Origin of the sequence: Lysobacter capsici, from assembly GCF_014779555.2 — a bacterium.
GTDB lineage: Bacteria > Pseudomonadota > Gammaproteobacteria > Xanthomonadales > Xanthomonadaceae > Lysobacter > Lysobacter capsici.
Genome location: NZ_CP094357.1, coordinates 5,883,797 through 5,904,112, shown reverse-complemented (window position 1 = coordinate 5,904,112; position 20,316 = coordinate 5,883,797). Strand labels below are relative to the sequence as shown.

Genomic DNA, 20,316 nt, shown 5'->3' with positions numbered 1-20,316 from the left:
CCGCATGCCCCCTTTCATCGCCGCTGCAAAGCAAAATCCCGGCCGACAGGGCTGGCTAGTTGAGTTCCGCCACCCACTCAAGCTGGACAGTCGAGACAAGCCGGGCCGTAAGACGCGAAAGGGGCTCGGAACAGACCAGGCGGAGATTGCGGAGGGTTTCGTTCAAGAGCTGAACGCAATTCTCGCCGACGACTCCCTATGGTCTCTGGGAGCCCGGAATGAAGCCGCGAAACGTTACTCCGCACAGGTCATTGAAATCTTCTATGGAGAGATCGAGCCTCCGGCGCAAGATGCACGCCTTCTTCGCGACAAGCTGCAGCCTCTGCCGTCCAGCGAAGATGGCTATGCCAAAGTGGTGCTCGTAGGGGCGCCGGGAGCTGGCAAGACCACTTTGTTGCGCCAGTTTCTGGGAACTCATCCGAAGCGCGAGGCGTTTCCATCTACCTCGCCAAATCGAACCACCACATTTCCAACCGAGTTTGTGCTCCAGGAGGGCGAGTACAAGGCCGTTGCGACGTTCATGTCTGAGCACGAGGCGCGCTTCGAGCTAGAAGAGACGCTCTCAGCCGCGATTGTCGAGGCGGTGGAGGGAGACGATGCCGCGGTAGGGCGCGTCCTGCTTGAGAAGAGCGACATGCGATTTCGCCTGAAGTATCTTTTTGGCGATTTGCAACAAAACGACGATGAAGCCGAAGATCCGTACGCGGATGATGCCGAAGCTGACGCGCCTCCTGAAGAAGACTCTGCGCGCGCATTGTCTGACGCTGAGCGCGCCCGCAACGCGGACCTGATCCGCACATGCTTAGCGCGTATACGGGCAATTGCGACCGAAGCGCGCGAGGCGGTGGCGGCGGAGGATGGGCCGCTGAATCAGATGTCGTCAGCTGAGAAGGCCAATGCTCTTGATCGCATCGAAGTTGAAGCGGCTGCTTCTGAGGCTTTTCTCAATCTAGTCTCCGAACTGCTTGAGGAAATTAAGAGTAAGTTTGATGCCTTATCGGTGGGGGGGAAGTACGAACGATCCACCACCGGTTGGCCACGTGCTTGGCAAATGACCGCTTCAGCTGATAGTCGCGCTTCATTCCTTGCGTCGCTGCGCTCGTTTGCTGGCGTACATCCCTCGCTGTGGGGGCGACTGGTGACGCCGCTGGTCAATGGCCTTCGAGTTAAAGGCCCTTTTCAGTCCGCTTGGGCTGAGCAAGCTCCGCGTCTCGTCCTTTTGGATACCGAAGGGTTAGGTCATAAAGCCAACGCGACAGCCGATCTGTCCGACCAGACGACCTCGCTCATGCATGAAGCAGACGTCATCCTCCTGGTGGACAACGCCAAGAACGGCATGACCAATTTTGCTGCCGGTCGGGCACTGGAGAGCATCGCCAATTCCGGGCTCACCCGGAAGCTAGCGATGGTCTTCACGCATATGGATCTCGCCTCGGAAGGCGGATTGCGAGGTGCGCGCCTCAAAGACCAAATCAATAGTGGCGTTCGCAACATCGTGGAAAACCAGCTCAGGGATGCAGTCCCCCATGATGCGGCTCGCCATCTTCTTGAACGAGTCCAGCAGAACACGTTCCATTTAGGCCAGTTGGATAGAACTGAGGCTAAAGGCGCAATCCCTGAGATGAATCGTTTGCTGGACCACCTCATGCGTGCGCAGCCAGAAGTGATCGAGCCTGTCGCTTACCCCACCTATGATCGCGCCTTTTTGCTCATGGCCTTGCAGGAGGCAGCGCGTGACTTTCGCCGCCAGTGGCAGGGGATTCTCGGGGTGTCCGCAGACTCCGAGCATAAGCCGCGATCCTGGCAGACGATCAAGGCCCTTAGTCGTCGATACGCAGAGAACTGGGACGATGGCATTGAGCTGCGTCCGGTGGCCAACCTGCGCACAGCTCTGGAGTCGGCAGTATCACGCTATCTGGAAAATCCGATTAACTGGTCCGGTCGGCCAAGTACAGAGCAGAAGCGCGACGCCATCGAGCACCTCAAAAAGCAGGTTACGAGTCAGCTAACCGACCTTGCGCGCCGCCGGTTGCGTGAGCAGCCGCAGCAGTCCTGGCAGGAAGCATGGTTGCCGCGTGGCACAGGTAGCACGGTCACACGCCGCATCAAAATCGAGGGCATCTATCAACAGCAGGTTCCCATCCCCGACGCACGCGGTGACCAAAGCGTGGTCAAGTTTATGGGGGAAATCGAGGACCTAATTCAGCAAGCCCTTAACGCGCTTGCGTTGAAGGTCCAAGAACAAGATCAGGAGTCCACATGACGACGAAAGCTCTTTATTGCAGCAGGTGCAGAGACAACTATGGCCATCATATCGCTCGACACAAGTTTGGGCCCGACAGATTTCGCCGAGTGATCGTTACCGGTTGCAACAGCAACGGCACCTACCAGTGCAGGTGCGAGGATTGTGGGCATAACTGGAAGTCCAAGTCGCCGGAGGCAGGTGAGCTCTACGCGCTCCGACAGTGAGCGCTCGCGCGGCTAATGCTGAGGACGGTTGCAAGGGGCGTTGCTGGTATCCGGCCGCGCCACCTGGCAGCCGAAATCGCAACGCTCCTCTAGCCTAAGCTATCTTGCAGGCGAGTCGCGGCCGCAACGCCTTGCGTCAACAGCCGGCGTTGGCGGAATTATCCAGCGAGGCCCAACGGCCAGTTTTGGGCTCGTCGGCCTCCTACTAGCCCAAGGCAGAGGTGCGGTAGGCTCCGCCTATGTAGCCCCGTGTTCCCTGGCGTGAAGAGACTGGTTTGAAAACCGTGGCCGTGGGCGCGTCAAATTTCGCGATCAACTCTGGCGGAGCTCGAGCCGAGCTTCGAAGCGGCTTCGGATTGGATGAATTGTTAGCGTTCATGCAGAGCGGCTCCAATCGCGCTTGAGAACGGCACCCCGCAACCATCAATGAGGGGTGGCGGCAAACTGTGCGGCTGCTCTGGTACAGGACCAAAACCGAATCGGTCCAATCCCTCTGTACCCAAATCGTCACGCCGGCCGAAGGCATAAACGGCAAGCTTCGCATTCGTTACGACGACCGTCTCATGAGCAGCGGCCAAAATAGCGAACAGATCCGCACGTAAGAGAATCAACATCACCTCAGCTTCGTTCCACCCAGTGGTGCGTCTGACAAGCTGGGCCGCTCCGCCGTGCGTATACTTGTGCAGCCACGTCGCCGGCCCACGGTCTTTTAATCCGTTGACGAGAGCTTTGATGAGAGGGAATTTCGGCTGTAATTCTCTTGCCAACTCGTCAAGCAGGGGCAGGTCGCGGCGCCGCCCCTCCGCCATTTCGACGTCCGTTGCTAGCTCTCGGACACGGTCGCAACTCGCGATGTACAACAACCACGAAGCTGACCCTGATGCCTCAAGCAACGGGCGAAGCAGCGCAGCCGCGGAGCCGTATTCACCCGCACAGACGAGCCGGATGATCGCCGAGTGATGCTCACATGCGAGATCAATTGCGCACCGCGCGAAGTCTGCACGCAGCGACGGCGCGGGACCGTACTGGCGCAGGGCATTCACCATCTCGTGTTGTTTGCGCGATTCCATCGCTCGTTCGCGGATAGTCCGAAGTGAGTTCTTATCCATCACTTCCTGCGCTCCTTGTCCCACGAAACTCCAGTAACTCCAAACATCCAGCTATCAGCAGAGGTTGGGCGGACACGTTCTTGTCAGCAAACCAATTGTCCCTGCTGATGCTAGACAGGCAATGCATACGAAACCATATCCGAGCCGCCGTCATTGGTCGGATCAAGCGGTTTGATGTCGCCCCGGGTTCAAAACGTCAAAAAAACTATTGACTCAGACCATTGCTAAGTCACTGATTCGTATGGGCGTCCATTGGTCGGCCGACCACAGGTCCGGAGAAAACTACCCGGAGAGAGGCGAAAAAATCGCCAAACAGCGCCTCTGTGGATAACTCGCCGACCAATGGAAAACGCCAAAAGCCTGGGAAATAAGGCCTTTTTCGTCGTTGCGACGAGGCGTAGAAAAAGTTGGAAGGGAAAGTTTGGCGCGCCTGGAGGGATTCGAACCCCCGACCAATGGCTTCGGAAGCCACTACTCTATCCGGCTGAGCTACAGGCGCGTTGTCGGTGCGCACGGAGCAGATCGTCGTGCGGCCGGGCATTCTAACGGAATCCGGCGGTTTGGGTGATGGTCCGGTGCGATGCGGCGATTGCGGGTCCACAGGCCGGGGACGCGCGCCGGGACGCGGGGGCCGGACGGGCCTGGGCTGGCGGCGGGGCGGACGACGCATCGCCAAGCCTGCGCGTCCGGGCCGCACGTTATTCTAGGGGCCTATGGAACACGCTCATTCCCCCATCCCCGCGCCGGATTGGCGCCGTCGCTTGTCGCTGTACTGGAAACTGACCCGCGGCGACCGGCCGATCGGCTGGCTGTTGCTGCTGTGGCCGACCTGGTGGGGGCTGTGGATCGCCGCCGAGGGCGTGCCGCCGCTGTGGACCTGGTTCGTGTTCAGCGCCGGGGTCTGGCTGACCCGGGCGGCCGGCTGCGTGATCAACGATTACGCCGACCGCTGGCTCGATCCGCATGTCGAACGCACCAAGCACCGGCCGCTGGCGACCGGCGAGGTGCGCGGGCGCGAGGCGCTGGTGGTGTTCGCGGCGCTGATGCTGGCGGCGTTCGCGCTGGTGCTGACGATGAACCGGCTGACCATCGCGATGAGCGTCGTCGGCGTGGTGCTGGCGGCCAGTTATCCCTACCTCAAGCGTTATACCTATCTGCCGCAGGTCTATCTGGGCATGGCCTTCGGCTGGGGCATCCCGATGGCGTTCGCGGCGGTGCGCGGCGAGGTGCCGGCGCTGGGCTGGCTGCTGTATGCGGCCAACATCCTGTGGTCGACCGCGTACGACACCTGGTACGCCATGGTCGATCGCGAGGACGATCTGAAGATGGGCTCCAAGTCGACCGCGATCCTGTTCGGCGACATGGATCTGGTCGCGATCGGCGTGCTGTACGCGCTCATGTTCTGGACCTTGTATCTGGTCGGCCAGCGCGCCGAACTCGGCGTCTGGTACTACGCCGGGCTGGCGGTGGCGGCGGCGTTGGTGGCGTACGAGTTCGTGATCGCGCGCCATCGCGAGCGCGAACCGTTGTTCCGCGCGTTCCTGCACAACCATTGGGTCGGGCTGACGATCTTCGCCGGCCTGGTGACGGACTATCTGGTGCGCGCCCACGCGGCCGGCGGCTGAGCCTGAACAAGCGCCATGTGAATCTGGCGTGGGCAAGATTCGCTAAGGGGTTTGGCACACTTCCGGTGCAGCGACGATCCGGCGGCAGTGCCGGGTCGCGGTTCGCGCAGGGCCTGCGTCCTGCAGCGCATTCTGGCCAAGACCCGGGACCACGTGATGTCAGCAGTCGTCGTATCGCCCACGCCGCGCCGTGGCGCGCGCTCGTTAGCGTTGTTCGCCGCGATGGCGTTGGCCGGCTTGGCCATCGCGTTGCCGCAGTCGGCCCAGGCGCAGTTCGCGACCGGCGGGGCGGGGCGGTTCCGGCCCAACATCCTGTGGTTCGACTGGGGCAACAACGCGGCCAATATCCCGCAGGCCGGCACCTCGGTGACCAACGTGTTCAACGTGTCCGGGCAGGAGCTGCGGATCACCTGCGCGCTCAGCAACATCAACGGCGGCGCCGCGCCGTCGCTGCGCATCTACCGGCCCGGCGGCTGGAGCGGCGACGGCCTGGACGATCTGTACAACGTCGGCGGCACCGGCGGCTCGAACACCATGGACATCGGCCTGCGCAATCGCGTCGACGCGACCACGGTGAACTTCAACTTCGCCTGTTCGGCGACGATCGGCGCGCCGGGCCAGACCAATCCGCCGGCGTTCGCGCTCGACGGGCTGGTGGTGGCCGACGCCGAGCAATCGGCGGGCAGCGAGTACCTGCAGGCCACCATCGGCACCACCAATGCTGGCCAGCCGACCACCTGGCGCATCATCGATCGCTTCCGCACCGCCGGCTGCACCACCGGCACGCCGACCACGCTGACCAACAACGCCGGTTCCAGCACCTTGCGCTTCGGCGCCTCGACCAACTGCGCCAGCGGCCCGATGGGCGTGGCCTTCATGGAGAACGCGACCAGCGCGGCGGTCGAGTTCCGCGGCGGCGGCGGTTCGGCGGTCGCGCTGGGCGTGTTCATCGTCGACGCCAGCGATCGCGGCGACGCGCCGGCCAGTTACGGGGAGCCGGTGCATCTGTCGCAGTTCACCTGGAGCGGCGGCACGCTGACCGCGGGCACGACCACCGACATCAACGCCAGCAGCTTCACCCTCGCCAGTCTGGTGCCGCCGAGCACGCGCCTGGGCAATGCCTTGGACTCGGAAGCCAACACGCCGTTCTCGACCAATGCCGACGGCGACGACCTGGTCGGCACGCCGGACGACGAGGACGCGTTCGCCGCGCCCTTGGGCACGATCGCGACGCTGCCCGGTCAGACCTACACCTCGCCGCCGGTGGCCTGCACCGGTCCGGGCACGGTGCGCGGCTGGATCGATTTCAATCGCGACGGCGACTTCAACGATCCCGGCGAAGTCTCCAGCAACAGCCCGACCTGCACCGGCACCAGCACGGTCGCGCTCAACTGGAGCGTGCCGGCCGGGGTCCAGGCCGGCCTGAGCTATATGCGGTTGCGCATCGCCAGCAACGCGGCGCAGATCGCCACGCCGATCGGCACCGCCAACGACGGCGAGGTCGAAGATCACCTGCTGACCCTGGCCACGGCGCGCCTCACCCTGGTCAAGCAGGTCGCCGCGCGCGCCGATGCGGCCGACCAGTTCACGGTCAGCCTGTTGCAGGGCGCCAGCGTGCTCGGCAGCGCGGCGACTTCCGGCAGCGGCAACAGCGCCGGCACCGCGGCGGTCGCGGTCGGCGCGGGCACTGCCTACACCTTGCGCGATGCGCTCACTGCCGGGGCCACGCCGTTCGCGCGTTATCTCAAATCGGTCGCCTGCCTCGCCAACGCCGGCAGCAGCGGCGCCGTGCCCACGCCGGGCGCGCCGAGCGGCAGCGGTCCGGTCGACTGGAGCCTGACCCCGAACGCCGGCAACGACCTGACCTGCACCATCACCAACCGCGCGACGTTGATCGCGTTGCAGATCAGCAAGGACGACGGCGGCCAGACCACTTACACGCCGGGTTCCACCCGCAACTATGTGCTGACCGTGCGCAATACCGGTCCCGACCCGGTGGTCGGCGCGCAGGTCAACGATCCGTTGCCGGCCGGGGTCACGCTGACCGGGGCGTGGAGTTGCAGCGCCAGCGTCGGTTCGGCTTGCGGGGCGGTGTCCGGTGGCGCGGCCGGCGGCAACGCCGTGAGTTTGACCGTGGATCTGCTGTCGGGCGGTTCGGCGACGATTACGGTGCCGGTGGTGTATAGCGCGAATCCTGCGGATTACTGATCGTTCGTGATTGTGGGTTTGTCGCGGTCGGGAACGAGGGTTTGCCGGCGCGCGGGTTTGGCGTGATTGCGTCGTGGTCGATGGGGCGCGGTCGCGGCTTGTGACCTAAGGAAATCCAGTAGGACGCCGCTCCTACAGGGGCGGGTGTAGGCGGCGAGGGTGGGGGGCAGGCGAAACCGCGATCGCGGGCAATGACGGCGCGGCTCGGGCGGCGTGCAATGGCGGCTCCTGGGTTACCGAGTCCTGCCATGCGCGATTGTCTGCGTCTGTTCGTCCTGCCCATCGCGCTGTGTTGCGCGGGCGCCGCGTCCGCCCAGTCGGCGAGCGCGCCGACGCGCGAGCATTTCGCGCCGAAGGATTGGGAAGGCTCGTACCACGATCTGCACTATTCGCCGGTGGTGAAGATCGGCGACCGGGTGATCGTGTCGGGCATTCCCGCGTTGGAGGGCGCCGACGACGAGGCCAAGGCGCGTTGGTTGTTCCAGCAGTTGCAGGCGCATCTGCGCGCGGCCGGGGCGAGTCTTGACGATGTGGTGGAGTTGCAGAGCTTCCACGTCGCCCGCGATCACGAGGAGTTTCGCCGCCGGCTGGCGCCGGTGCTGAAAGTGCATCGCGAGTTCTTCAAGGATCACTACCCGGCGTGGACGGCGGTGGCGACGCCGGGGTTGTATTCGAAGGATGCGAGTTTCGAGTTGCGCGCGGAGGCGATCATCGGTTCGGGGCGCGCGGCGAGGGCGGAGATCGCGGTGCCGAAGGGGCCGTAGGGTTGGCTGGATTGGGTGGTGTGGAACGTTCGGGGTTTTCGGCGTTGTTATGCCAGAGTGTCATTCCCGCGAAGGCGGGCTTTGCTTTACTTCGGCGTAGCCGAACATCCAGAGTCTTCAGCGTCATCTCTCCAGATCGTCATTCCCGCGAAAGCGGGAATCCAGTGGCTTCAGGCGTTCTCGCACGAAAGGCACTGGATTCCCGCCTTCGCGGGAATGACGTTAGGTAAGAGCGGCACGGTCGGGAGTGTGACGTTGCTTCGGGGGACTCTCTGATTAGATGACTTTTCGTAGTAAGTTACTTGCGTAAGCAGCACACCGCGTCACGCTCTATTCGATTCCCGATTCCCGATTCCCGATTCCCGATTCCCGATTCCCGATTCCCGATTCCCGATTCCCGATTCCCGATTCCCGCCAACCCGCACCCTGCGACTAAAGTCCAAGTGGTCCCGGCCCCGCGCGCCTCGACAATCGCCAGGCCCCGTTGCGACCCGTCGAAGGAATGCCGCCATGACTCCAGCCGCCTCCGTCCCCGCCGACGGCCCGCTCGCGCGCTTCGCCCTGCGCAGCGCGGCCTGGGCCGAACGCTGGTTTCCCGACGCCTACGTGTTCGCCGCGCTCGGCGTGGTGATCGTCGCGCTCGCCGCGCTCGCGTTCGGCGCGACCCCGACCGCGACCGCGTTCGGCGACGGCTACTGGAGCCTGATCCCGTTCACCATGCAAATGGCCTTCGTGGTCATCGGCGGCTATGTGGTCGCCACCGCGCCGGCGGTCGCGCGGGTCATCGATGCGCTCGCGCGGGTGCCGCGCAGCGGCCGCGGCGCGATCTGCTACGTCGGCTTGATCAGTATGTTGACCTCGCTGCTGAGCTGGGGCTTCTCGCTGGTGTTCGGCGGCCTGCTGGTGCGCGCGCTGGCCCGTCGCGACGATCTGGACATGGACTATCGCGCCGCCGGCGCGGCGGCGTATCTCGGCCTGGGCGCGGTGTGGGCGATGGGCCTGAGCTCCTCGGCCGCGCAGTTGCAGGCCAATCCGGCCAGCATGCCGCCGGGCCTGCTGGCGATCACCGGGGTGATCCCCTTCAGCGAAACCATCTTGTTGTGGCAGTCGATCGTGTTGACCGCGGTGCTGATCGCGGTGTCGCTGGTGGTGTGCTTCGTGACCGCGCCGCGCGGCGGCTCGGTGCGGCGCGCGCGCGATTTCGACGGCGCCGAGCGCTTCGCCTCGGAAGAGAAGCACGCCGCCACCCTGCCGCCGCGCCAGCGTCCGGGCGAATGGCTGGAATACAGCCCCCTGATCACCATCCTGCTGGCGGCGCTGAGCCTGGGCTGGCTCGTGTACGAGTTCTCCGCCAAGCCCGCGGTCAGCGCGATCGCCAACCTCAACACCTACAACTTCGTGTTCCTGACCGTGGGCCTGCTGCTGCACTGGCGTCCGCGCAGCTTCCTCAACGCGGTCGCGCGCGCGGTGCCGAGCACCACGGGCGTGCTGATCCAGTTCCCGCTGTACGGCGGCATCGCCAGCCTGCTGACCGCGGCCAAGGGCGGCGACGGGCAGAGCCTGGCGCATCACCTGTCGACCGTGTTCGTGCATATCGCCAGCACCGAGACCTTCACCCTGGTGATGGGCGTGTACTCGGCGGTGCTCGGTTTCTTCGTGCCGTCCGGCGGCGGCAAGTGGATCATCGAGGCGCCGTACGTGATGCAGGCCGCGAACGACCTGCAAGTCCACCTGGGCTGGGCGGTGCAGGTCTACAACGCGGCCGAGGCCCTGCCGAACCTGATCAACCCGTTCTGGATGCTGCCGCTGCTCGGCGTGCTCGGGCTGAAGGGGCGCGACATCGTCGGTTTCACCTTCATCCAGTTGTTGGTGCATATCCCGCTGGTGTTAGGCCTGCTGTGGCTGCTGGGCCTGACGCTTACGTATCACCCGCCGGTCATGCCCTGAGTGCTGCAGCACCCGCGCGACAACGGAAAAATCCTACCCACGCCCGCGACGATGCCCGACTGACCCGGGCCGCGTCGCGGGCGATTCTATGGGCGTGGAAACGTCGCGTGGGATGACGCGGCGACAGGCCCGACACGGAGGTCGGGCTGGCTTCCACGCCTCGCGGCGACGCGGGGCATCGCGCTTCGCACGCTGGTTTCTTAATAGGTGCGACGTGCGGACGCGATAATGGTTCACAGCAAAGGGAAGGGACGCCCAAGGTCGGGCACCGGATCAGGGAAGCATCGCAAGTGACAAGCGTCCTCGTCGGCACAGGCGCTTGCGATCGAGATCCGTACCGACACGGCAAGGATCGCCAGTCAGGAACCCCCGCCCGATTCGATCAGGCTCGCCAGGAGGCGACGCGCAGGGAAACGACCGCCAAGGACGGCGGACGATCGGAATCGGGGATGCGCCCAGGATGGCGCGCGTGGCGGAAAGGATTCCGCCACCGGGTGGGGGCTGGGGATGGCTGTAACAGGAGGCGGACGACGCGCGGCCGGGATGCCGAATGTCATCCGACGGTCCGCGGGTCGGTTTGTGTTTATTCCGCCGCGGCGCTTTTCGCGTCCTTGGCCGCCGCCGAGGTCATGCGCTGAAACAGGGCCTCGCGCTGCGGCAGGGTGTACCCGGTGATCACCATGGCGCCGGAGAACGCGCTCTGGATCGTGCTGATCCGCACCGGCTCGTCGCCGATCATCACCGCCATCTGCTTCCCGATGTTGTCCTGGCTCAGATTGCGGATCTTCGCATCCGCGGCCGGCACGAAGCGCAGAACGATCCCCTCTTCGCCGTGCTGCTCGTAACGGCGCAGGCCGACGATATCCTCGGCGCGGATCACCCCTCGTGGCAGGCCGTAGAACGTCATCGGGTTGCCCGGTTCGTGGAATTCGCGGCAGCCGGTGCACGGCTCGGTGTGCAGGATGCGGAAATTCAGGTCCGGGTTCGGCGGGATGAGCGCCGTGGCATCGCCGCCGCCGGTTATGAGCTGGCAACCGGTGCTGGTCAGCAGCAGGCCGATGAGGGTCGGCAGTAGCACTTTGCAAGCCAGGCGATGGACGCGGCCGCGCGCGCCGCTGGCTTCGATCGCTCGCATGGAGTCGGGGCGTTTCACGATCACGTATATCCGGTTGAGACGACAGGTTCGTCGCATGGGCTCGCCTTGGTCTGGGCGCAATGCGCGCCGTAGCCGAGTCGAGCATTCATGCGGGTGGTTTTCCAGCAGAACGAATTTTAACGTAGGTAGATGGCGGCTTGTCGCCGTTCGCTGCGTCTGAGCCCAGGTCCTCGCCCAGAACCCAGGCCGTCATCGCCCGCGTCATGCGACAACGACATGTTGTCGAAGAAAAGCATTTCGATGGTGTTTGCCACAGCGGGGCGTCGACGGGTGCGAGCGCCATCGACCGATCGCAGCGATGAACGCGTTCGCGGAAAAGTCCACGGAACCACCACCCGCATCGCCGCTGGACACGCCCGATGTCGTTTTGTGCGAATTCCTGAGCGCCCATCACAGATCGCCATCCACTGCGGGCTCGAATAGTGCGACCCGTGCGTGGATCGGTTCGCGCCGCGCGCGCTAGCGTGCAGCCAGCATCGGAGCGTCGATCGTGGCATCGGCGTCCGGCCTGCCGGCCCGGATCTGCCCGGGTCTTCCGACACCGCGCCGTCGAGGGATCGCCCATGAAACCTTCCACCTTGTTGCGCACCGCCGCCGTGTGGTTGTTGGCCAGCTCGTGCGCCTACGCCGCCGTGCCCGCTCACTACGTCGTGTTCGAGATGGATGCGCAAGGCCGCGCCGAACCGGTGTTCTACGCCCAGGTGCGGTTGTCGGACCCGCGGCGCGACCGCCAGGGCGCGCGTCAGGCCGAACGCGGCGTGCAGCGCATCGCCTATCGCGCCTCGCGCAACGGCGCCAAGAGCGCGGCGCTGTACGAAACCCAGGTGCCGAATTTCATCCGCGCCGAATTCGCCCATGATCCCGAACACGGCGACGGCGCGATCGACGCGCATCCGATGGTGCCCGATCCGCATCGGGCCTTCGTGGTGCGCGTGCCGCTGGACGAAGCCGATGAAATCGAACTGATCGGCAACGGCGCGGCGAAGTCCGCGCAGCGCATCGATCTGCGTGAGTTGGCGATCCGCTCCTCGCAACTGCCGCTCGCGACGACCGCGCGCGCAAGCACGCCGTGGTCGGCCGATGCCAAGGTCGATTCGCAGTCCGCGGTGGTCAAGGCCGCGAACTCGGCCAACCGGCTCGACATCCTGGTGCTCGGCGACGGCTACACCAGCGCCGAGCAGGCCACGTTCAACAGCAACGTCGCGGCGCTGAAGACGGCGATGTTCAACGTCAGTCCGTACAAGGACTATCAAAGCTTCGTGAACTGGCAGCCCGGCTTCGTCGCCTCGTCGCAGTCCGGCGCCGACCATCCGCCGTATCAGGCCGGCTGCACCGGTACCAGTTGCTGCGCCGACACCGCCGCGCGCACCGATCCGCGCGCCGGCCAGTTCGTGACTACCGCGCTGGATGCGACCTTCTGCACCAGCCAGATCCATCGCCTGCTGACCGCGCGTTCGTCCAAGGTGATGGCGGCCGCGGCCGGGTTTCCGGACTGGGACAAGATCCTGGTGACGGTCAACGACCCGGTCTACGGCGGCGCCGGCGGGTCGTTCGCGGTGATCTCGGCGCACAGCAGCGCGGCCTTGATCGCGATCCACGAATTCGGCCACAGCTTCCACGGCCTGGCCGACGAATACGAAAGCGCGTACCCCGGCTACCCGGTCTGCAGCGACATCAGCGGCAGCGCGCTGTGCGAGGCCAACGTCACCAACCAGAGCAACGCCAGCCTGGTGAAGTGGCGCAGCTGGTTCACCGCCGGGCTGCCGATCCCGACCCCGGACGGCACCGCCGGCACCGGTCTGTTCGAAGGCGCGCGCTACAAGAGCACCGGCATGTACCGGCCTGTCGACAACAGCTGCCTGATGCGCGCGCTGGGGACCAGCTTCTGCCCGGTATGCCGGCAGGAGTACGTGCGCATGCTGTACCGCGGCGGCTTCGGTTCGCCCGCGGCCGGCATCGATCTGATCGAACCGGGCACCGAATCGCCGTCGCCCGCGGCGGCGGTCGCTTACGCGCGCGGCAGCACCAAGCGCTTCGCCGCGACGGTGCTGCGGCCGAGCATCGGCACGGTGGCCTTGCAGTGGTACCTCGACGGCGTGGCGATCTCCGGCGCGACCGCGGCGAGTTACGACTTCCGCCAGGATGCCGCCACGCCCGCGACGCGCACGCTGGAACTGCGCGCGACCGATCAGACCGCGTTCGTGAAACCGGCGATGGCCGGCGGTCTGCTGGTGCATTCGCGCAGCTGGACGATCCAGGTCGGGGCTGCGCGCAAGGATGTGGCCGTGGTCGATTGATGGGATTGGTGGCGTTCGGACACGGGTCTCATGGTCCGTACGTCGCCGCACCGATTATTTGCTGCGTGGCTTCGCATGGTTGCGTTACAGCGACTGTGGGAGCGGCTGTAGGAGCGACGTAAGTCGCGACCGCGTTCTGACACGTTCGCCGCGACGGATGGATTCGCGGTCGCAGCTTGCGCAGCTCCTACAGTCGGATGTGCGTCGGAATTTTGCCGCATGGTCTTGCGTGGTCGCATCGCAGCGACTGTAGGAGCGACGCGAGTCGCGACCGCGTTCTGGCAGGTTCGCCGCGCGGGGTTGGTTCGCGGCCGCAGCTTGCGCAGCTCCTACAGTCGGGTGTGCGTCGGAATTTTGCCGCATGGATTTACGCGGTCGCATCGCAGCGACTGTAGGAGCGACGCGAGTCGCGACCGCGTTCTGGCAGGTTCGCCGCGAGGGGTTGGTTCGCGGTCGCAGCTTACGCAGCTCCTACAGTCGGGTTTGCGTCGGAATTTTGCCGCATGGTCTTGCGTGCTCGCATCGCAGCGACTGTAGGAGCGACGCGAGTCGCGACCGCGTTCTGACAGGTTCGCCGCGACGGGTGGGTTCGCGGTCGCAGCTTGCGCAGCTCCTGCAGTCGGGTTTGCGTCGGAATTTTGCTGCATGGATTTACGCGGTCGCATCGAAGCGACTGTAGGAGCGACGCGAGTCGCGACCGCGTTCTGGCAGGTTCGCCGCGCGGGGTTGGTTCGCGGTCGCAGCTTACGCAGCTCCTACAGTCGGGTTTGCGTTGGAATTTTGCCGCATGGTCTTGCGTGGTCGTATCGCAGCGACTGTAGGAGCGACGTGAGTCGCGACCGCGTTCTGACAGGTTCGCCGCGAGGGGTTGGTACGCGGTCGCAGCTTACGCAGCTCCTACAGTCGGGTTTGCGTCGGAATTTTGCTGCATGGTCTTGCGTGGTCGCATCGCAGCGACTGTAGGAGCGACGTGAGTCGCGACCGCGTTCTGGCGGGTTCGCCGCGACGGGTGGGTTCGCGGTCGCAGCTTGCGCAGATCCTACAGTTTGGGGTGTGGAATGCGTTGTGGGTGGTCTGTGCGTGGTGGCGTCCGCTTACAGCACGCGCGCGCATACCCATGCATCGACCCGCACCGCACCCGCGCGGCGCAAGGCGCGCGCGGCCGAGTGCAGGGTCGCGCCGGTGGTCATGACGTCGTCGATCAGCACCACATGCGCCGGCATCGCGATGTCGCGGTTCCAGGCGAACGCATCGCGCAGGTTGCGCCGACGCTGGCTAGCGTCGAGTCGGGATTGGGCGCTGGTGTCGCGTACGCGCACCAGGGCCTGCGCCTGCAGCGGCAAGTCGAGGCATCGCGCCAGCGGCCGCGCCAATTCCAGCGCCTGATCGTAACCGCGCTCGCGCAGGCGGCCGCGGTGCAGCGGAATCGGGACCAGCACTGGGGGCGCGACGGTGCCATCGTGCGCGAGCGCCAAGGCCCGGGCGCGCGTTCGCGCGGCGATGCCGGCGTCGTTCGGTCGCCGCAGTGCGGTGTTCGCACTGTCGGGTCGCGGCAGCGGGACATCCGTCGATGCGGCTGAATCAGCATCGATACGGCGGGTCGCGGTCGTGGGCCAGTCCGATATCCATGCCATGTCGTCGAGCAGCGGCGCGAAGGCCTCGCCCATCATCGTGGCGAGCAGTCGCCCGGCGGCCAGGTCGCGATGGAACTTGAAACGCGGCAGCAGGCGATCGACCGGTGAGCGGTAAAGACAGGCGGCGCGGACGCTATCCAGCGGCGGCGGCCTGCGCAGGCAGGCGCCGCACAGTGGAGCGGGGTGGCGCGCGAACCAGTCGGACCCGGCACCGGCATGCGGATCGACGCGAGGATCCGACAGCGATCCGTCGCCACCGACCGATGCCATACGCGCAAGCCGTGGCTGATCCGCGTCATCGCCCCGTTCGGTTGCAGGCTCCATCGCTGCAATTCGCGAACCGACGACGCCGGCTCCCGCCCGCGACGAATCTCCATCGTCCGCCAGCGTTACGACCGGCAACGGCATCGCGCATCGCACACAGGCCGATCCCGCCCGCGGCCACGCCGCGCAGCAAGCGCCGCACAGGTCGCGGCCGTCCCGCCCGGGTTCGGCGCAGACCAGGCAACGCGGCGGCCACAGCGACCAGCCCGCCCGCCGCCAGAGTTCGTCGAAGCGTCGGGCGCGGCCCGCCAGGGCGTGGAGGATCATGTCCGCAGCATGGCCGCACCGGCGGCCGGCCTGTGTCGGCGAGGTTCTGGCGGCGATGTCGGAAAACGCCGCGATCGTCGGCGATGGGCGCTCGACCGGGCCGGCCGCGACTCGCATTCGTATCGATGCGTCGGGAGTGAGGGTTTCACTCAAACAGGTCCCGCGGCCTTCGCGGATTTGCAGACGCCAGGATGACGGTGCGGCCTCTTTGTCGCCCCACCAGGCGCCGCAGCCGCTCTGTATGACGAGCCGGCAAACCGCCGAGTCCGTCTTACCAAAAGCCCCGGCGCGGTAGCCCGCTCCCACACGACATGGCGGGCCCGCCGAATCCGCCACCCCGAAACCGGCAGCGCCACGACCTGTGCATGGCGAAGCGCCCAAGCTCCGCCGCCTTTCGATCAAACCGCCCGAATCCTCCGACCCACCGCCCGACCCATCGCCTTGGACCCACCGCCTCGGACCCACCCATCCACCCCGCCCAATCCTGTCAACCAGATTCACCCCGAATCGGTTGACAGCAACCCGCCGTCTTCCCAGACTGCCGGCTCCGAGGCGCGCCTCGGTCTCCCCCTTGCCCGCCGTCAGTGACGTCCCCGCTGTGGAGCCAGCCCCCGTGCAAACCCCGCCCCAAGCCCCGACTGTGCTCCGCCACGACTGGTCCCGCGCCGAAGTACGCGCGCTGTTCGATCTGTCCTTCCCCGAGTTGCTGCACCGCGCCGCCAGCGTGCACCGGGAGAATTTCGATCCGGCCGAGGTCCAGGTCAGCACCCTGCTGTCGGTCAAGACCGGCGGTTGCCCGGAAGACTGCAGCTACTGCCCGCAGGCCGCGCGCTACCACACCGGCGTCGATGCGACCAAGTTGATGAGCACCGAGGCGGTGCTGGAGAAAGCCAGGCAGGCCAAGGCCGCCGGCGCCTCGCGCTTCTGCATGGGCGCGGCCTGGCGCTCGCCGAAGGACCGCGATATCCCGAAGGTCGCGGCGATGATCCGCGAGGTCAAGGCGCTGGGCCTGGAGACCTGCGCCACCCTGGGCATGCTCTCGGGCGATCAGGCCAAGTCGCTCAAGGCGGCCGGGCTGGACTACTACAACCACAACCTCGACACCGCGCCGGATTTCTACAACGAGATCATCCACACCCGCGAGTTCCAGGACCGCCTGGACACGCTCGAGCACGTGCGCGATGTCGGCATGAAGACCTGCTGCGGCGGCATCGTCGGCATGGGCGAGTCGCGCGGCCAGCGCGCCGGCCTGCTGCAGACCCTGGCCAACCTGCCCGCGCACCCCGATTCGGTGCCGATCAACCGGCTGGTCCAGGTCGAAGGCACCCCGCTGGCCGGCACCGCCGAGCTCGATCCCTTCGAATTTGTGCGCACCATCGCAGTTGCGCGGCTGTTGATGCCCAAGTCGATGGTGCGCCTGTCGGCCGGGCGCGAGTCGATGAGCGACGAACTGCAGGCCCTGTGCTTCCTGGCCGGCGCCAATTCGATCTTCTACGGCGAAAAGCTGCTGACCACCGGCAACCCGGACACCGAGCGCGACATGGCCCTGTTCGCCCGCCTGGGCCTGCGGCCGATGCAAATCGTCGAGACCGCGGGCACCGTCCATGCGAGTATTGAGGAAGACGAAGTACCCGCCCACACCTGCGCCGCCTGAAGCGGCGCAGTAACGCGACGAGCAGCCCGCGATGAGCAGCCAGCGAACCCTTTGGCGCGAACGGATTCAGGCGGCCCACGCCCAGCGCGTGGCCGAAGCGCGTACGCGCACCCATCGCGTGGTCACCCACCGCGACGGCGCGCGTTGCGAAGTCGATGGGCGCTCGCTGCTTAATTTCTGCAGCAACGACTATCTGGGGTTGTCGCAGCATTTCGCGGTGACCAATGCGTTCCAGGATGCGGCCTCGCGCGAGGGCACCGGTGGATTGGCCTCGCATCTGGTCTGCGGCCACCACGCCCAGCACGAAGCGCTTGAGCGCGAACTCGCCGACTGGCTCGGTTCGCCGCGCGCGCTGCTGTTCGGCAGCGGTTTTCTGGCCAACATCGCCGCGGTGCAGGGCTTGCTCGGCGAAGAAGACGTGTGCGTGCAGGACCGCTTGAACCACGCCAGCCTGATCGATGCCGCGCGTCTGGCTGGCTGTCGTCTGCGCCGCTATCCGCATGCCGATCCCGAGGGCGCGATCCGCCAATTGCGCAACGTGCCCGAAGGCCTGGCGATGCTCGCCACCGACGGCGTCTTCAGCATGGACGGCGACATCGCGCCGCTGCGCGACCTGGCCCTGGTGGCGCGCGCGCAGAAGGCGGTGTTTTTCGTCGACGACGCGCACGGTGTCGGCGTGACCGGTCCCGACGGTCGCGGCACGGTCGCCGCCTCGCGCCTGTCGACCCAGGAAGTGCCGCTGCAACTGGCGACCTTCGGCAAGGCGCTCGGCAGCTACGGCGCCGCGCTGCATGGCGATGCCGATCTGATCGGCCATCTGGCCGAAACCGCGCGCAGCCATCTGTACACCACCGCGTTGCCGCCGGCCCAGGCCGCGGCGACGCGCGCGGCGATCAAGCTCGCCCGCCACGATCATTGGCGGCGCGAGAAACTCGCCGAACTCACCGCGCATTTCCGCGACCGCGCCGGCAAGCTCGGCCTGGAAGTGCTGCATTCGACCACCCCGATCCAGCCGGTGATGTGCGGCGACGACCGGCGCGCGCTGGCGATGGCGCAGGCGCTGGAGCAGCAGGGTTACTGGGTCGCCGCGATCCGTCCGCCGACCGTGCCCGAAGGCCGCGCGCGTTTGCGCGTGACCTTCTCGGCGCTGCACACGCGCGAACAGGTCGACGGCCTGATCGAGGCGCTGGCGCGCGCGGCCGAGCGGGTCACGATCGAACGCAGCGACAGCGCCGCCGCCGCGCCCGTCACCCTGGCGCGATGAGCGAGGGCGCCGCGTCCGCCGGTTCCGATTCGCAAGTGCGCGGCGGGCCGCAGACCGATCTGGCGACGATGCTGGCGAGCCTGCAGGTCGATGTGCGCGAAGGCGAATACGTATTCGTCAGCGCCGCGCGATCGCGGAGCCTGCCGCTCGAACTCGCGCACGCCAGCGTGGTCGAGGACGAAGGACTGACCTGCGTGCTGCGCCGCGAGGATGCCGATGCGCGCGGCCTGGGTTACGACTTCGTCGCCGCCTGGTTGAGTTTGCGCGTGCATTCGGCGCTGCAGGCGGTGGGCCTGACCGCCGCGGTGTCGCGGGCGCTGGCCGAGCGCGGCATCGCCTGCAATGTGCTGGCCGGGTTTCATCACGATCATCTGCTGGTGCCGGTGGATCGGCGCGAGGAGGCGGTGCGGGCGTTGCATGGGTTGCGGGGTGAGGGCGCTGCGGGTGGCGTTTGAGTGGATGGAGGCCGACTCACACACGACATGTTTCTCAATCCCTCATCGCTGCGAATTTTCCCGGCCGTCATTCCCGCGAACGCGGGAATCCAGTGCCTTTAATCGAACTGGCAAGAAAGTCGCTGGATTCCCGCGTTCGCGGGAATGACGGCAAAAAATATCAGCGACCGCGGCTTCGCAGTTGAGCGAACGCCACAACAAAAACAAAGCGAGCGCGACACGACCCAACGCCGCGCCCGGCAATCCAGCAAGCAAAGCAACACGGACTTTCTTTCCCCCATGTACATCGAAACCACCGGCGCCCCTCCCGACAGCGGTCGTCCGGCCATCGCCCTGATCCACGGCTGGGCCATGCACGGCGGCCTGTTCGCGCCGCTGGTCGAACGCCTCGCCGCGCGGTTCACCGTGCATCTGATCGACCTGCCCGGCCACGGCCACGCGCGCGACGACGGCACGCCGCTGGACCCGCGCGCGCTCGCCGCCGATCTGGTCGCGCGCATTCCCGACGCGTATTGGCTGGGCTGGTCGCTCGGCGGCCAGGTCGCGCTGCGCGCCGGCCTGGACCATCCGCGGCACGTGCGCGGCCTGATCCTGATCGCCTCTTCGCCGCGCTTCGTGGTCGGCGAGGATTGGACGCACGGGGTTTCGCCCGATCTGTTCCGCAATTTCGGGCAAGCACTCGATCGCGATTTCCGCGGCACCCTGGAAGGTTTTCTCGCGCTGGAAGCACTGGGCTCGCCGAGCGCGCAGGAGGAATTGCGCAGCCTGAAACAGCAGGCCTTCGCGCGCGGCGAGCCGGCCGCGCGGACCTTGCAGGAAGGGCTCGTGCTGCTGGACGAATTCGACGTGCGCGAGGAACTGCCGCGGTTGCAGGTGCCGAGCCTGTGGATTTCCGGCCGCCGCGATCGCCTGGTGCCGTCCGGCGCGATGCCGGCCGCGGCCGCGCTGGCGCCGGGCGGACGCAGCGAAGTGATCGCGCATGCCGGTCACGCGCCGTTCCTCGGCGCGACCGATCAGGTCGCGCAGCTGATCGAAAGCTTCGTCGACGACACCGGCGCCGTCGCCTCCGCGCGCAGCGCGCAGGCCTGATCCTCGCGCGCGCTGGGCGCTCGCTCAAACCGACCGCTCCATCGCCGCCCACCC

The 20,316-nt window shown here is 66.3% G+C and carries 12 protein-coding genes, 1 tRNA gene and 2 pseudogenes; 10 read left to right on the top strand and 5 right to left on the bottom strand.

What is annotated here, in order from left to right; genetic code table 11:
• Positions 1–4: 4 nt before the first annotated feature.
• Positions 5–2,263 carry a hypothetical protein gene (locus IEQ11_RS24270; RefSeq protein WP_191821457.1) on the top strand — a complete coding sequence of 753 codons (2,259 nt, stop codon included), beginning with the start codon at positions 5–7 and terminating at the stop codon, positions 2,261–2,263.
• Between the two features lie 574 nt (positions 2,264–2,837).
• Here the strand turns inward: IEQ11_RS24270 and IEQ11_RS24265 are convergent.
• Entirely contained in the window at positions 2,838–3,578 is a 741-nt protein-coding gene (locus IEQ11_RS24265) for a DUF6988 family protein (protein WP_191821456.1), read from the bottom strand.
• Positions 3,579–4,000: 422 nt separating this feature from the next.
• Positions 4,001–4,077, bottom strand: a tRNA-Arg gene (locus tag IEQ11_RS24260).
• A 214-nt stretch (positions 4,078–4,291) separates the two neighbouring features.
• Between IEQ11_RS24260 and ubiA the strand changes: the two genes are divergently transcribed.
• From ubiA to IEQ11_RS24240, 4 genes are all read left to right on the top strand, one after another.
• A complete protein-coding gene (gene ubiA, locus IEQ11_RS24255; RefSeq protein WP_096417273.1) occupies positions 4,292–5,203 on the top strand; it encodes a 4-hydroxybenzoate octaprenyltransferase in 912 nt (303 codons plus the stop codon).
• Positions 5,204–5,359: 156 nt separating this feature from the next.
• Entirely contained in the window at positions 5,360–7,411 is a 2,052-nt protein-coding gene (locus tag IEQ11_RS24250) for a CshA/CshB family fibrillar adhesin-related protein (protein ID WP_191821455.1), read from the top strand.
• A gap of 248 nt (positions 7,412–7,659) precedes the next feature.
• Positions 7,660–8,175: a Rid family hydrolase gene (locus tag IEQ11_RS24245; protein WP_051547162.1), complete on the top strand. Its 516-nt coding sequence runs from the start codon at positions 7,660–7,662 to the stop codon at positions 8,173–8,175.
• Between the two features lie 510 nt (positions 8,176–8,685).
• Entirely contained in the window at positions 8,686–10,122 is a 1,437-nt protein-coding gene (locus tag IEQ11_RS24240; protein ID WP_191822674.1) for a short-chain fatty acid transporter, read from the top strand.
• 583 nt (positions 10,123–10,705) lie between these two features.
• On the opposite strand, the gene IEQ11_RS24235 is transcribed toward IEQ11_RS24240, so the two are convergent.
• Positions 10,706–11,275, bottom strand: coding sequence for a SecDF P1 head subdomain-containing protein (locus tag IEQ11_RS24235; protein WP_157754258.1), 570 nt, complete (start codon positions 11,273–11,275; stop codon positions 10,706–10,708).
• Between the two features lie 566 nt (positions 11,276–11,841).
• Here IEQ11_RS24235 and IEQ11_RS24230 point away from each other — a divergent pair.
• Positions 11,842–13,575: a M64 family metallopeptidase gene (locus IEQ11_RS24230; RefSeq protein ID WP_191822673.1), complete on the top strand. Its 1,734-nt coding sequence runs from the start codon at positions 11,842–11,844 to the stop codon at positions 13,573–13,575.
• A gap of 1,094 nt (positions 13,576–14,669) precedes the next feature.
• On the opposite strand, the pseudogene IEQ11_RS26080 reads toward IEQ11_RS24230, so the two are convergent.
• A pseudogene (locus IEQ11_RS26080) lies at positions 14,670–15,020 on the bottom strand (ComF family protein); the annotation flags it as partial.
• Positions 15,021–15,617: 597 nt separating this feature from the next.
• Positions 15,618–15,800: pseudogene (locus IEQ11_RS26075) on the bottom strand (double zinc ribbon domain-containing protein); the annotation flags it as partial.
• 640 nt (positions 15,801–16,440) lie between these two features.
• Between IEQ11_RS26075 and bioB the strand changes: the two are divergent.
• The 4 genes from bioB to bioH all read left to right on the top strand — a co-directional run bounded on the left by bioB (position 16,441) and on the right by bioH (position 20,262).
• The gene (gene bioB / locus IEQ11_RS24215; RefSeq protein ID WP_191822679.1) at positions 16,441–17,454 is read left to right on the top strand and encodes a biotin synthase BioB; all 1,014 of its coding nucleotides are present in this window, start codon (positions 16,441–16,443) and stop codon (positions 17,452–17,454) included.
• 31 nt (positions 17,455–17,485) lie between these two features.
• Entirely contained in the window at positions 17,486–18,718 is a 1,233-nt protein-coding gene (gene bioF / locus IEQ11_RS24210) for an 8-amino-7-oxononanoate synthase (RefSeq protein ID WP_036105166.1), read from the top strand.
• The gene (locus tag IEQ11_RS24205; RefSeq protein ID WP_191822672.1) at positions 18,715–19,173 is read left to right on the top strand and encodes an ACT domain-containing protein; all 459 of its coding nucleotides are present in this window, start codon (positions 18,715–18,717) and stop codon (positions 19,171–19,173) included. The genes bioF and IEQ11_RS24205 overlap by 4 nt, the downstream gene beginning before the upstream one ends.
• 279 nt (positions 19,174–19,452) lie before the next feature.
• Positions 19,453–20,262 (top strand): pimeloyl-ACP methyl ester esterase BioH, encoded by an 810-nt coding sequence (bioH, locus tag IEQ11_RS24200; RefSeq protein ID WP_191822671.1) that lies wholly within the window; start codon positions 19,453–19,455, stop codon positions 20,260–20,262.
• The last annotated feature ends 54 nt before the right edge of the window (positions 20,263–20,316 follow it).